19 protein-coding genes are annotated in these 12,406 nt (G+C 31.8%); 3 read left to right on the plus strand and 16 right to left on the minus strand.

The features are described from left to right. Positions 1 to 45: 45 nt before the first annotated feature. From KFV12_RS07310 to KFV12_RS07370, 13 genes are all read right to left on the minus strand, one after another. On the minus strand, positions 46 to 267 hold the full coding sequence (locus KFV12_RS07310) for a YozE family protein (protein WP_111714952.1): 222 nt from the start codon (positions 265 to 267) through the stop codon (positions 46 to 48). Next, positions 267 to 767 (minus strand): PTS sugar transporter subunit IIA, encoded by a 501-nt coding sequence (locus KFV12_RS07315; RefSeq protein ID WP_111714954.1) that lies wholly within the window; start codon positions 765 to 767, stop codon positions 267 to 269. Before KFV12_RS07315 ends, KFV12_RS07310 begins: the two co-directional genes overlap by 1 nt. A 58-nt stretch (positions 768 to 825) precedes the next feature. Further along, positions 826 to 1,251, minus strand: a complete 426-nt coding sequence (msrB, locus tag KFV12_RS07320; protein ID WP_111714955.1) for a peptide-methionine (R)-S-oxide reductase MsrB — start codon at positions 1,249 to 1,251, stop codon at positions 826 to 828. Continuing rightward, the gene (gene msrA, locus KFV12_RS07325) at positions 1,244 to 1,771 is read right to left on the minus strand and encodes a peptide-methionine (S)-S-oxide reductase MsrA (RefSeq protein WP_254256462.1); all 528 of its coding nucleotides are present in this window, start codon (positions 1,769 to 1,771) and stop codon (positions 1,244 to 1,246) included. The genes msrB and msrA overlap by 8 nt, the downstream gene beginning before the upstream one ends. Before the next feature lie 4 nt (positions 1,772 to 1,775). Then, a complete protein-coding gene (locus tag KFV12_RS07330; RefSeq protein WP_254256463.1) occupies positions 1,776 to 2,327 on the minus strand; it encodes a DUF2140 family protein in 552 nt (183 codons plus the stop codon). Further along, a complete protein-coding gene (locus KFV12_RS07335; RefSeq protein WP_111714960.1) occupies positions 2,320 to 3,165 on the minus strand; it encodes a DegV family protein in 846 nt (281 codons plus the stop codon). The genes KFV12_RS07330 and KFV12_RS07335 overlap by 8 nt, the downstream gene beginning before the upstream one ends. Before the next feature lie 21 nt (positions 3,166 to 3,186). Further along, positions 3,187 to 3,906, minus strand: a complete 720-nt coding sequence (locus KFV12_RS07340; RefSeq protein WP_111714962.1) for a lysophospholipid acyltransferase family protein — start codon at positions 3,904 to 3,906, stop codon at positions 3,187 to 3,189. Further along, on the minus strand, positions 3,903 to 4,385 hold the full coding sequence (locus tag KFV12_RS07345) for a dihydrofolate reductase (protein WP_111714964.1): 483 nt from the start codon (positions 4,383 to 4,385) through the stop codon (positions 3,903 to 3,905). The genes KFV12_RS07340 and KFV12_RS07345 overlap by 4 nt, the downstream gene beginning before the upstream one ends. A gap of 8 nt (positions 4,386 to 4,393) precedes the next feature. Then, positions 4,394 to 5,347 carry a thymidylate synthase gene (locus KFV12_RS07350; RefSeq protein WP_111714965.1) on the minus strand — a complete coding sequence of 318 codons (954 nt, stop codon included), beginning with the start codon at positions 5,345 to 5,347 and terminating at the stop codon, positions 4,394 to 4,396. Between the two features lie 234 nt (positions 5,348 to 5,581). After that, positions 5,582 to 6,391 carry a class I SAM-dependent methyltransferase gene (locus KFV12_RS07355; RefSeq protein WP_111714967.1) on the minus strand — a complete coding sequence of 270 codons (810 nt, stop codon included), beginning with the start codon at positions 6,389 to 6,391 and terminating at the stop codon, positions 5,582 to 5,584. Next, positions 6,378 to 6,812: a BrxA/BrxB family bacilliredoxin gene (locus KFV12_RS07360; protein ID WP_111714969.1), complete on the minus strand. Its 435-nt coding sequence runs from the start codon at positions 6,810 to 6,812 to the stop codon at positions 6,378 to 6,380. Before KFV12_RS07360 ends, KFV12_RS07355 begins: the two co-directional genes overlap by 14 nt. Positions 6,813 to 6,816: 4 nt before the next feature. Beyond that, on the minus strand, positions 6,817 to 7,929 hold the full coding sequence (locus tag KFV12_RS07365) for a conserved virulence factor C family protein (protein ID WP_111714970.1): 1,113 nt from the start codon (positions 7,927 to 7,929) through the stop codon (positions 6,817 to 6,819). A 9-nt stretch (positions 7,930 to 7,938) separates the two neighbouring features. Further along, entirely contained in the window at positions 7,939 to 8,121 is a 183-nt protein-coding gene (locus KFV12_RS07370; RefSeq protein ID WP_111714972.1) for a zinc-finger domain-containing protein, read from the minus strand. Positions 8,122 to 8,255: 134 nt separating this feature from the next. Here KFV12_RS07370 and KFV12_RS07375 point away from each other — a divergent pair, with 134 nt between their 5' ends. Both KFV12_RS07375 and KFV12_RS07380 read left to right on the plus strand, forming a co-directional pair. Then, on the plus strand, positions 8,256 to 8,939 hold the full coding sequence (locus tag KFV12_RS07375; RefSeq protein ID WP_111714973.1) for a queuosine precursor transporter: 684 nt from the start codon (positions 8,256 to 8,258) through the stop codon (positions 8,937 to 8,939). Positions 8,940 to 8,985: 46 nt separating this feature from the next. Beyond that, entirely contained in the window at positions 8,986 to 9,375 is a 390-nt protein-coding gene (locus KFV12_RS07380) for a ribonuclease HI family protein (protein WP_239242997.1), read from the plus strand. A 6-nt stretch (positions 9,376 to 9,381) separates the two neighbouring features. On the opposite strand, the gene KFV12_RS07385 is transcribed toward KFV12_RS07380, so the two are convergent. After that, entirely contained in the window at positions 9,382 to 10,167 is a 786-nt protein-coding gene (locus tag KFV12_RS07385; protein ID WP_254256464.1) for an HAD family hydrolase, read from the minus strand. 30 nt (positions 10,168 to 10,197) lie between these two features. Next, positions 10,198 to 11,136, minus strand: a complete 939-nt coding sequence (locus tag KFV12_RS07390; RefSeq protein WP_254256465.1) for a Fic family protein — start codon at positions 11,134 to 11,136, stop codon at positions 10,198 to 10,200. Positions 11,137 to 11,326: 190 nt separating this feature from the next. Here KFV12_RS07390 and KFV12_RS07395 point away from each other — a divergent pair, with 190 nt between their 5' ends. Next, positions 11,327 to 11,851 (plus strand): hypothetical protein, encoded by a 525-nt coding sequence (locus KFV12_RS07395; RefSeq protein WP_254256466.1) that lies wholly within the window; start codon positions 11,327 to 11,329, stop codon positions 11,849 to 11,851. Between the two features lie 286 nt (positions 11,852 to 12,137). On the opposite strand, the gene KFV12_RS07400 is transcribed toward KFV12_RS07395, so the two are convergent. Then, positions 12,138 to 12,299, minus strand: coding sequence for a hypothetical protein (locus KFV12_RS07400; RefSeq protein ID WP_170122452.1), 162 nt, complete (start codon positions 12,297 to 12,299; stop codon positions 12,138 to 12,140). Positions 12,300 to 12,406 lie beyond the last annotated feature (107 nt).

A 12,406-nucleotide genomic window follows, 5' to 3' on the forward strand; every position in this document is an offset into this window, starting at 1 on the left:
GTATATAAAAAAACAAAAAATAAAGCACGTATCAAATGATACATGCTAAAAATTTAACCATTCCTGATATGCTTCGTACATTTTATCAAATGTAGAAAGTGACATATCAGAAGAACCATATTCTTCTATATATGTTGACAATTTTTCAAAATCAAGATTTTCTTTAGGAAACATTAAATCATTGAATACAGCTTCAGCAAAAATACCAAATTCATTTTTTGCACCGCGTTCAGTTAATGCGTAATGATAAAAAGAACTTTGCTTCATTATTTTACTTCAACTGATAAAACAGTTGTTTCACCACGAGCTAATAAATCACTATTTAATGTATCCAATTGATTAATCACATCAGAATTTGTAATGATAACTGGTGAAATAATAGATGAAGCTTTTTCTTGAATTAAATTAATATCAAAATCTAATAACGCATCACCAACTTTTACTTTATCGCCAGCACTTACTAAAGCGTCAAATCCTTCTCCGTTCATTGCAACAGTTTCTAAACCAACATGGATAAGTACTTCCAGACCATTATTTGCTTTAATACCAATAGCATGTTTTGTTGGGAATACATTGACGATTTCCCCATCTATTGGGGATACAACTTTGCCTTCCGAAGGTTCAATACCAAAACCTTCACCCATCATCTTTTGTGCAAACACAGGATCAGGTATATTTTCAATCGCTACATACTTACCTGTAATCGGCGCCTTAATTTCAATTTTTTTTGAAGCTTCTTCACCTTTACCAAACATTTTTTTGAACATAATAATTCCTCCAATACAAATTTATTTTGTTAATTATGTTTATCATACCCAATAAATATTAATCTAATACTTTTATATACTCAGAATAACCTAATGCTTCTAATTTCTCGTATGGTATAAATTGAATACTTGCTGAATTAATACAGTATCTTAATCCACCTTTATCTTTTGGACCATCGTTAAATACATGACCAAGATGAATATCACTAAGTTCAGTTCTGACCTCTGTTCGTGTCATTCCGAAAGACTTATCGACTAATTCAATAATCTCTTCATCACTTATTGCTTTTGAAAAAGATGGCCATCCACAAGAAGAATCAAATTTATCATTTGAAGTAAATAGCGGTTTTCCGCTCACTTTATCCACATATATCCCTTTTTCAAAATGATTCCAGTATTCATTTTCAAATGGTGGCTCAGTACCATTTTGCTTCGTAACGTAATATTCCATTTCATTTAGTTCATTGATATCTTTTTTAAGCATCCTGTTCACCCCAGTGTGATTTAATAAATCCTTTTCGTCCAGAACCCTCACTGTACGCAGCATAATGTGAAGGTGCTTTTTTATAATAATCCTGATGATATGCTTCTGCAGGATAAAAATTTTTATACGGTATTATTGGTGTAGATACCGGTTTTTTAAATATTTTAGCTTCATTTAACTTTTGAATCACTGTTTCTGCGATTTGTTTTTGTTCATCGTTATGAATAAAAATTGCTGGTGTATAACTTTCGCCTCTATCAAAGAATTGTCCTTCGTTATCAGTAGGATCAAAAGTTTTAAAGTATATATCCAGAATTTCCTGGTAACTTATAATATTTTCATCATAAGAGATTTGAACTGCTTCACGGTGACCAGTAGTATTTGTACAAACCACTTCGTAAGTAGGATTTTCTACGTGTCCACCACTATACCCACTCACTACAGACATGATACCATTAAACTGGTGAAATGGTTTAACCATACACCAAAAGCATCCACCTGCTAAAGTTGCTAATGCCATCCAATCACTCCTTTATTTTTAAATCGAAGTGCCACGCGTTCTCATTATCAATTTTTTTCAGTAAAATTTTTGTATCGCCAACTTCTTGTATACCTAGAGTATAGATGAAACGCTTATTTTCTTCATCCAATGTGACTTCTTTAGGCAAATCACCATATTTATCAACAATACGCAAAGCTTTTTGTTTTGATAAAGGTAGACGTCCGATGTCTATACGCTCTATATTTAAAGCAAGAACCCCAGGTGCAATAACTTTTGGCGTTGTTTTTATTTTAGTTTGTACATCTAAAGTCATAAATTTTGATTTAGCATCAATCCAAATGAAGTGATCTTTTAATTTAATCTTTGTATTTTTATCATCCATTGTAATAAAATGCTTGATGGTTTTTTCCGATAAAATCATCTGATCCTTTGAACCCATCTCAAATGAAGGTATAGCTTTAATTTGAAAAGGTTCAGAAAATATTTGTCTTGCCCAAAATATTGAATAAATATTTATGCACAATAATAAAATAAACAAAATAAACCAAACAGGATGTTTTATCGCTTTAGTCATTATATCCAAATACCGACAATCCTATTGCACCCGGCCCAGTATGCGTTGATACAATTGGCGTTGTAGTATTAACAGAAATTTTCTCGTCTGTGTATTGTTCAATAGAAGCTTTAATTTTCTCTAATAGTTCCATTGCATCCGCTTGTGAAATACCAATACGTAAATATTTATAGTCATCAGCCATTTTTGCAACTTCTTTCGTCAATAATTTTACGACTGCATTTTGTGTGCGGGCATTTTGTATCACTTGTATCTCTCCATCAATTACTTCTGCTACCGGTTTTAAATTCATCAATCCACCTATAAATCCCTTACCACGAGAGATACGTCCGCCTTTTCTTAAGTAATCAAGTTGACTAATTACCAAAAATAAGCGAGATTGATGCTTCATCGTATCAATAGCAGCTACGATTTCATCCATTGATTTATGTTTGATGATAAGTTCGGCCACATTTTGAATGATAAATCCATATGATTGCGCAATAAACCCACTATCAACAACAGTCACTTTACCATTCACCATACCTGCAGCTGTTTGTGCACTTCCTACAGTACCACTTAATCGATGCGTCATATGTAGGCTTAATATTTCATAACCTTCCTCTATATATTTTTCATAAATTTCAGCAAACTTTCCTGTAGGCGGCTGACTTGTTTTAGGAATATCCTTTAAAGTAACGAGTTGTTTCAAATATTCCTCAGATGTAATTTCTTCCTGATCTAAATATGTCTTGCCATCCATCACAATATTTAAAGGCACCTGTACAATGCCATGGTCATCTAAATATTGCTGAGGTAAATCATGTGTTGAATCTACTATCAATTTTATTTTACTCATTTTATCCCTCGATATCTGTTGTTATTTTATTACTGATTCTATACGCTCATGTACAAGATTAGCAACTTCCTGTAAAGAATAACGATCGAATATTTCTGGTTCAATTGCATCTAATATCGTGACATCAACCTGACCAGGTACAATTCTTTTACTATTATATTTTTCCATCAGTTCAGAAGTACCTTTAATAGCTATAGGAACGATTGCTACTCCAGCACTTTTTGCAAGTTTGAATGATCCCGCTTTAAACTCTGCCATACCATTCCCCTTACTACGCGTACCTTCAGGGAAAATCATAATACTATGTCCTGCTTTTAATGATGCGACCCCATCTCGAATCATTTGAATTGATGAACGACGATCCGTCCTATCGAGATAGATACAATTTAATAAATCCATCCACTTATGTAAAAATGGAATTTTCTTCACTTCCACTTTTGAGACGAACCCAAATGGTTTATTGATGGCATAAATTAGCACAGGAATATCAAAATTACCTTCATGGTTTGAAATAAATAACACACCATTTTCTGGATAATTTTGATTGCCGTGAATATTTACTTTTACGCCGGCTGTTCTTAATATTTTACTGGCCCATCTTTTCGGATATTGATTTGTTACTAAATCTTGTTCAGCAACAGTATCATATTGGGTTAATGAATTTTTTACACCGTTTAATTTTGGCGTGACTAAAGCTGCATACCCAATGATTGTCCCTATCGTTCTTATTAATCTAATCATTTTTCTTTCCTCACTAAATGCATAAAATGATGCGGTACAAGATTCTTTTCATCGAGTATACCTTCTTCAATCGATTCTACTGTGAAATCCTCGAAAGTATATTCCGGAAAAAAAGCATCCCCTGGATGTTTATTCTCGATTACAGTAATGTACATATCTTCAACCATATCGATTGTTTGTTCATATAAATTTTGTCCGCCAAATATATATACATGACCTTCTAATGCTTTGATTTCTTCTAGTGAATGAATAACATCTGCATCATTAGGTTTAAATGATTCATCACGCGTAATGACTACATTGCGTCGATTTGGTAAAGCTTTACCTAATGATTCATAAGTCTTTCTACCCATAACAATCGTGTTCCCAGTTGTTAATGTTTTTACGCGTTTTAAATCATTCGGCAAATGCCATGGCATTTTATTTTCAAAGCCAATAACTCTATTTTGATCGTGACAAACAATAATTGATAACATAATGATTCTCCTTATACTGCAATAGGTGCTTTTATCGCTGGATGTGCTTGATAATTGATTACTTCTAAATCTTCATATTCAATGTCGAAGATTGACTTATCGGTATTAATATTTAATGTAGGTGGTTCAAAAGACTCTCTTGATAGCTGTTCATTTACAGCATCGATATGATTTGAGTAGATATGGGCATCACCAAATGTGTGCACAAACTCACCAACTTCAAGATTGCATTCTTTAGCGATTAGGTGTGTTAATAAACTATAACTAGCGATATTGAAAGGCACACCTAAGAATATGTCTGCACTTCGTTGATATAACTGACATGATAATTTATTATCTTGAACATAGAACTGAAACATCGTATGACATGGGGGTAACGCCATCGTGTCTATCTCTCCTGGATTCCAGGCAGAGATAATATGGCGTCTACTCGTTGGATTATTTTTTATTCCTTCAATTACTTCCATAAGCTGGTCAGTCGAACCATTCTTCGTTTCGAAATTACGCCACTGCTTACCGTAAACATTGCCTAAATCTCCATATTTTTTACTAAAAGCATTATCATTTAAAATTTTATCTTTAAAAATTTTAAGTTGTTTTTTATATGCTTCATTAAAATTTTCATCAACAAGTGCACGATGTCCGAAGTTCGTCATGTCCGGACCATTATAATCGTCGCTTTCAATCCATTTTAAGAATGCCCATTCATTCCATATGTTATTGTTATATTCCAGTAGATACTTGATATTTGTATCACCTCTCATAAACCATATAAGCTCCGTTGCGATAAGCTTAAAAGAAACTTTTTTTGTTGTTAACAAAGGAAATCCTTTTGATAAATCAAAGCGCATCTGATGACCGAAGACAGAAAGCGTTCCCGTGTTTGTACGATCATCTTTATTTTTACCAGTCTCTAAAACTCTTCTACACAAATCGTGATAAGCTTGATCGAATGAATTCATCAAGTCACCTCTTTCTATTTTTTCTTATATACTTTATAATACATTTATATACCAATTAATTAAAGAATTAGATATTAGAGATTTAAATTCTAGGGGTGAAATATATGGGCGCAGATATGATGGTCGTTTCAGGTTTATTTTTATTATTATGCTATATGATCAGCATGTGTATAACTGAATAATTGATACATCATAAAAAGGCTTCGAATTTACGAAGCCTTTTTATTGTGCAATGATTTATATATATCGATAACCATAATGTGTCTTCGTTTGTTTTCTAACATTCATAGTAAACTGATAATCACGAATTAAACTGGATTTAAAATGCGCGCGCAGTATAACTTTCCCTCTGAAATGCTCAAATATCGTATTTAATAGCTTACGATCACTTTCAATATCATAGGTCACGACTTTAACTAAAGAAGCAATGTTAGACGTCACAACAGTTTCTTCATACATTGGATCTAAATAGATAACATGTGCCTGATTCAGTATACCGATATGATTTACAACACTGCCATAAATAAAATGTATGCGCGATATATCTAGTTTGTTTTTCTCTAAAACATTGAAATAGAAATGCACGCCCCATTTTATTGCAAAATGAATATAGAAATTGTCTTCAAATGCATAAAATATGCTGTTTTCCATCGTTAGAGCCATTAAGATTAAATCATTTGCCATTCCAGTTGTGGCATCGATGATGATGTCAGTATTGATAGAATCATCCTGAATAAGTTCAATAAGAGGAGGTACATGATTGCCGGTAACATAAGCTTTATACTTAACGCGTGTGGTATTTTCATGATAAAAAATCTTATTTTCATCAGAAGTATATAATACAACGCCTGTTTGTTGAATTACCATTACAGGTGTTGTATCTTCTTCAAATAAATTTTTAATGGTTAGCTTCTTTCTTTCAATAACTTCATAGTTTACATCTGAATATGTCTTAACATCAGTTACAATACATTTCAAATAATTCAATATTAAACGATTCGGTTTAACGCATGTTGTAATACGCAGTTTAATTTTAGCAGTGGTCATCAAAATATTCTTTAATATCCATACAAATTTCTTCTACCGGTCGTCCTTCGATATGTTCTCTGGGAATAAAACCAACTAATGATTGTCCTTTAAATAATGCCATAGAAGGACTTGACGGTGCTTGTGCTACGTATTCACGCATTTTATCTGTCGCTTCACGGTCCTGACCTGCAAATACTGTAACTAAGTGATCAGGTTTCTTGTCATTTTGTGTAGCTACTGTAACAGCTGCCGGGCGTGCTAATCCTGCTGCACATCCACATACCGAATTAATAACAACAAAAGTTGTTTCATCTTCTTTCACTTGATTAAAATAACCTTCAACCGCTTCACTTGTTTCTAAAGATTCAAAACCATGATTCGTTAATTCACTTCTCATTCCATTCGCAAGTGATTTCATATAATCTTCATAAGCATTCATTTCATTATTCTCCTTTGTTACGGTTAGCAATTTGTTTCCAAACGGAACCAACAGCTGCTTCACCATTTTTAATTCGTTCGTAAGCCATCTGTACTTGAAGTTTGACATCAAATGCAGAATCTTCTAAATGTTGCTCTAAATAAGTTAAACTACTTTCATCACCTTCGTCAAAGATAAACATCGCTGCACGCCATCTGACAATTGGATGTTTATCATTTAATGCTGCATGCATTATTGGTAAACTTTCTTTAAACCCAAGATCACTAAGTGTATCTCCAGCTGTACGACGCACAGTTAAATTATTATCATTCATTGCTTTATGCAAAGCAGGTAATACTTTTCTATCTTCTATCATACCTAAAAATACGACAGCAAGACGCCTAATCTGAGGCTTGTCATCTAGTAGCACAGCTTCAAAAAATGGCAGATCAGATAAGTCTGGATTCGGATAATGATCTATCTTTCGATAACGCTCCTGCCAATCTTCAATCGTATTATATTCATCCAAAGTAATTTTTTCTAATTTCTTGGATGTATCTATATACTGATTTGCTTTACCTTTTGCAATATATTCTGTCAGAACATCATTAGGAAATTTAGCATCAATTTCTTCTTTAATAGATTGGATGATTTCATCTTTCTCACCATATCTTACACCGTAATCAATCCATTTACGGAGTAAAATAACATTATCATCATCATTTTGTGCAGCTAGCATCGCATCGATAAATCTTACATCCAGTTGTTTACGTGATTCTCCATCTTTATCTGTAACTTTTATTTGATAAGGAATGCTTTTAAATTCTAGTACTTCAACTTTCTTTTCACCATTATCCACTGTTATTTCTTGCTGAACATCAATCTCTTCTTCAAAAACAGATTTAATTTGTGGTAGTACCACTTCCCAATCCGACTTCGGCGTTTTATCAACAGAAATAAAATCCATAACATGAAAAACTGATTTTACATCTTCTATTTGAAGTAATGCATTGATAAATGCGGGATTAGTTTCATGTATTGTTGAATATGTATTGCTTTTCATATCTTCTTTTTTATAATCAAGTGTTATCTTTAATGTGTTAGGACTTGGTGTTGGTTCGATTTTTATGATTCTCATAATAGCTCCTTACTGCAATATATTGCCGAGTTGTTTTATTTCAATACCTACAGAACATTTCTTTATACAATAGTGATGTGCGTAAGTTTTGCCATACGCTTTGCGGTGGTATGATTTAAGCTTACATCCTTCACAATAATGATCCGTTAAAGTATCGATTTGTTTTAAAGTCACTTTTTGTTGCAGGTTCATTATCTCACCTCAAAAAATAGTATATCAAAACTGCAAAAAAATTGATGCTCATTTGTTTCCTAATTGATAACTTGCAAATTCCACAGATACACTCTATAATACATAAGTTGAATTTTTATAGAAAGAGGTTTGCTATGAGTAATGAGTTATGGGCAGCAGCTGCCTTTTTGTTAACGTTTTTATGTATGGTACTCATGTACCGTTTTTTTGGAAAGGAAGGGTTATTTGTATGGGTAGCAATCGGTACAGTGATTGCAAATATTCAAGTAACAAAGTCTGTTGAGTTATTTGGTATTACTGCAACTTTAGGGAATGTCCTATTTGCGTCAATCTATTTAGCAACAGATATTTTAAATGACAGATATGGACGTAAAGTAGCAAAAAAAGCGGTATGGTTAGGATTTGCATCAGCTATTATCTTGACGATATTAATGACGATATCCTTACAATTTACACCTACAGAGACAGATATCGCACAAAAAAGCATGCAGACGTTATTTGGTGTCGTACCTAGAATCGTATTAGGATCAATCATTGCATATATTATCGGACAATATGTAGATGTTTACTTATTTAATTTAATCAAAAAATATTTTTCATCAGAGAAAACATTTATTGTACGTGCATATGGAAGTACAATATTCAGTTCAATTGTAGATACTGCATTATTTTCTTTAATTGCATTTACCGGTTTAATGCCTAATAATATTGTTATTGAAATCTTTATAACGACTTATTTATTTAAATTAGCTTCAACAATTTTAAACATTCCTTTCGGTTACTGGGCAAAAAGTTATCATAAAACAGATAACTTATAATCGTTTTGCGAGATTTAATAAAAAAATAGGAACATGAGGTATAAATATGGCTCAAATATTTATTGATGCATCAACAAAGCAGAATCCACTTCATAGCGCATGTGGTATTGTTCTCAAACTTGATGATAAGACGATTGAATATGGAGAATATTTAGGTGATGTAGATAATCATATAGCCGAATGGCAAAGTCTAATTATCGGCATGAAGCTTGCTTTAACCAATGATTGTAAAACTTTACTGATAAAAAGTGACGCCAAAATTGTTGTAGATTCTATTGATAAAAATTATGTGAAGCAACCTCTGTTTAAACCTTATTTACAGGAGTATCTTCAGTTGAAACCAAACTTTGATTTAATAATTATCAACTGGATACCTAGACATCAGAATAAACATGCAGATGCTATAGCAAGAAGAACTTTGCAGCAATATTTATAATATTGCTCAAAGTTCTTCTTTTAATATTTTCTCCATTGTAATTAACACACCATTTTCGTCATTACTCGGTATTTCATACTTTGCGATTGATTTAACTTTGTCATTTCCGTTTGCCATTGCAAAAGAATTTTTTGTAAGTTTTAGCATTTCAATATCATTATCACTATCACCAAAGACATATAAATCTTGCATATTTGCAACCAATATATTCAACACCTTTTTAATTGCGACAGCTTTATTTGTACCTTTATGAATGATGTCGATACAATTAAAACCACTATATACTGCAATGCTTGACTGGCATAAAGCATTTAACTGAGCAATCAACTCTTTCATATCACCTTTTATTTCAATTGTGATTTTAGTAATATCATTCATTTCATTCATTTCATTCAAATTATTTATAATTAAATCGTTATAATAATGCTGCATTCGACTGATAAATTGTTCGCCAGCTAATTTGTATACATAAGATTTTTCTAACGTACTTGTTACATAAGAATAAATATTATTATAATTTAAATACTTTAAAATCCGATAAATATCAGTGTTATCGAGAAATTGCGTATCTATAATTTTATCATCAAACGCAATGACTGCACCATTAGAGCCAATATAGTATATATCTTTTTGTCTAAAGAATGTTTTGAGATGAGAAATAGTATTGCTACTTGCTACTAACAACTTAAATTCATCTTTATATTCTGTATTTAATCTTTCGAAAAATTTCTTATCATAATTATTATCACTATCTAGAAACGTGCCATCCATATCCACTGCAAATACTTTCATAAACTCATCCTTATTCACGTGAAACAATCATTATTTCACTTTATATTGTGTAGATTTTCCTTGTCCAACTTTAACAATAAAGTCTTCTTTTTGAAGTTGTACTAATGCCCGTTCAATTGTTTTACGACTAATATCTGCGAGCATAATCTCTAGATCTTTACGCGCAATCGGTTCAAAGGATCTATTTAAAACATTAAGTACTCTATACTGCGGCGTTATTTTCTCATCTAACATTAACTGGAAATTAAAGTCCAATGATTCATAGGACGCCAGTATTTTATAAAAATAATAATTCATAAAATCCTGTATATCTTCAAAAGGAAAATAATCAACATTCTTTTTCTTTAATTTTTTATTATTACCTACGATATCTTCATAAATCAGTTTATCGATACTTTGATACTGAGTAACTAAAATATTTGATTTATATAATAACAAATTCAATAATAATCGGGAAAATAAAAGCGTTTTATTAGCAAACAGATTAGACTGAATAAATTCAAACACAAATTGAAATATCTCGATTAGTATATTTGTATGTGGCAGATCTATTACATTATTATAATGTAAACATAATTGCTCGATAGTCTCTCTTTGTGTTTCAGAAGATTTTGATATCGATTCTTCATCTCCCATTGACATCTCTAAATACATCGCACAAATTGATTCATAATTGATGTCAATAAATTCATAATCCTCTACAATATATAACAATGCATCTCTAAATCCACATATCTGCGCTTCTATTTCATTATTAAATGATTTTTTAAACTGTAGTATCTGTAATAACTTTGTATCAGATACAGAATATCCTGATAAAGCACAACCATATTTCACATTGTGATACATGCCTGAAAATTTAAGTTTCTCCAATGTGGCAGTATTATATTGTAAATAAATAATTTGTTTACCTTTGAACTCATGAATTTTAGTCATTAAATTCACAATATTCGAGTTATATCCAACCATATATACACCTCTTTATCAGTCATTTTATATTATTTGACTGATAAAATAAAGAATATTAAATAAAGAATATTAAATAAATTTAAGTTATTTCAAAAACTTTTAAATCAATAACATTTATAAGGATATTGCTTTATTATTCCAAATGGATATTATATAATATTTCCACTACTAAAAAATGGAGGCTTTTCTTATGACTGCTTTAACTATCCAGCAAGCAATATTCATCTCAAGTAAATTACGTGCTCAACTTGATAATGCAACAGAAAAATTCAGAACAGAGTTTCGCGTTCCGATCGCATTAAATAATAAAAGTATTGTTACAGAAGAAAAGAATGCTTTAGTGCATGAAACAATAAGCTTAATTGAGAGTTTAAAGTCTGATATCTCCAATTTAAAAACAGCTGTTCATAGAGCGAACTGTAATGCTCAGATTGAATTTGAAGATACGTTATACTCACCTTCAGAACTCCTGGAGTCTCTTAAAATTGAAAGAAATATCGTCAACATGCTTGAAAATAACATTTCGTTCGGATATGGACAGGAGCGAATTAAAGCTGTCGCTGGTGTTGGAATCGTTGAAGAAGGTATTATCGATGAGCAATACGTTCGTAGTTACATAGAGCAGTTAGAATCCTCTGCAAACAACAAATCAATGTTAATCGATCGTTTTAATAATGAGTATACAATAGATGTTGAGTTGAGTAATCAAGTATAATTGCCATCTTTCTTAATTTTAGCTTAGCATAACTCATTACTTCACTTACTACGTCACATCGTTATGTTGTTTTGGTAGAAAGTCTTATTCAGTCATCGAATGGAGCCGCTTTTCGTTTTACTTAACAATTACGTCTTACGTATACGAAGATTACGGAACTCAATTTGTGATCATTTAACTTTCGATGGGTGTAAACCAAAAACGCAGAATAGCTCGTTTTGCCTTTCAACTATTCAAAAGAGGATTAGACACTGTCTAATCCTCTTTCTTCATAAAATTTCATTGATTAATAATTACCTGGACACCAGATTCGACCATTTGGACAAGGTTTTGTCGTCGGTCTTTCAGTAGTTGGTTGCTCAGTTGTTGGTGTAGTTACAGTATTTTCGACTTCAACGAATTTGATATTTTGACCTTTATCAGATGGTACTTTAAAAGAATTCTGCACATCAAATACTACTGAACCTCCTGGAGCTAATGCAGATGGTAAATTTGTAATATGTCTTCAATTGTCACAAATAACAAAACCCTCTATGCATTACATTTTTGCATAAA

Source organism: Macrococcus epidermidis (assembly GCF_024205965.1).
GTDB classification, from domain to species: Bacteria; Bacillota; Bacilli; order Staphylococcales; family Staphylococcaceae; genus Macrococcoides; species Macrococcoides epidermidis.

What these genes read in the sequence shown, in the direction of transcription:
- KFV12_RS07370 (WP_111714972.1), bottom strand. Translation starts at nt 8,121, where the DNA reads ATGAACCTGCAACAAAAAGTGACTTTAAAACAAATCGATACTTTAACG.
- KFV12_RS07360 (WP_111714969.1), bottom strand. Translation starts at nt 6,812, where the DNA reads ATGAATGCTTATGAAGATTATATGAAATCACTTGCGAATGGAATGAGA.
- KFV12_RS07330 (WP_254256463.1), bottom strand. Translation starts at nt 2,327, where the DNA reads ATGACTAAAGCGATAAAACATCCTGTTTGGTTTATTTTGTTTATTTTA.
- KFV12_RS07375 (WP_111714973.1), top strand. Translation starts at nt 8,256, where the DNA reads ATGAGTAATGAGTTATGGGCAGCAGCTGCCTTTTTGTTAACGTTTTTA.
- KFV12_RS07310 (WP_111714952.1), bottom strand. Translation starts at nt 267, where the DNA reads ATGAAGCAAAGTTCTTTTTATCATTACGCATTAACTGAACGCGGTGCA.
- KFV12_RS07355 (WP_111714967.1), bottom strand. Translation starts at nt 6,391, where the DNA reads ATGACCACTGCTAAAATTAAACTGCGTATTACAACATGCGTTAAACCG.
- KFV12_RS07390 (WP_254256465.1), bottom strand. Translation starts at nt 11,136, where the DNA reads ATGGTTGGATATAACTCGAATATTGTGAATTTAATGACTAAAATTCAT.
- KFV12_RS07395 (WP_254256466.1), top strand. Translation starts at nt 11,327, where the DNA reads ATGACTGCTTTAACTATCCAGCAAGCAATATTCATCTCAAGTAAATTA.
- KFV12_RS07315 (WP_111714954.1), bottom strand. Translation starts at nt 767, where the DNA reads ATGTTCAAAAAAATGTTTGGTAAAGGTGAAGAAGCTTCAAAAAAAATT.
- KFV12_RS07335 (WP_111714960.1), bottom strand. Translation starts at nt 3,165, where the DNA reads ATGAGTAAAATAAAATTGATAGTAGATTCAACACATGATTTACCTCAG.
- msrB (WP_111714955.1), bottom strand. Translation starts at nt 1,251, where the DNA reads ATGCTTAAAAAAGATATCAATGAACTAAATGAAATGGAATATTACGTT.
- KFV12_RS07385 (WP_254256464.1), bottom strand. Translation starts at nt 10,167, where the DNA reads ATGAAAGTATTTGCAGTGGATATGGATGGCACGTTTCTAGATAGTGAT.
- msrA (WP_254256462.1), bottom strand. Translation starts at nt 1,771, where the DNA reads ATGGCATTAGCAACTTTAGCAGGTGGATGCTTTTGGTGTATGGTTAAA.
- KFV12_RS07380 (WP_239242997.1), top strand. Translation starts at nt 8,986, where the DNA reads ATGGCTCAAATATTTATTGATGCATCAACAAAGCAGAATCCACTTCAT.
- KFV12_RS07365 (WP_111714970.1), bottom strand. Translation starts at nt 7,929, where the DNA reads ATGAGAATCATAAAAATCGAACCAACACCAAGTCCTAACACATTAAAG.
- KFV12_RS07340 (WP_111714962.1), bottom strand. Translation starts at nt 3,906, where the DNA reads ATGATTAGATTAATAAGAACGATAGGGACAATCATTGGGTATGCAGCT.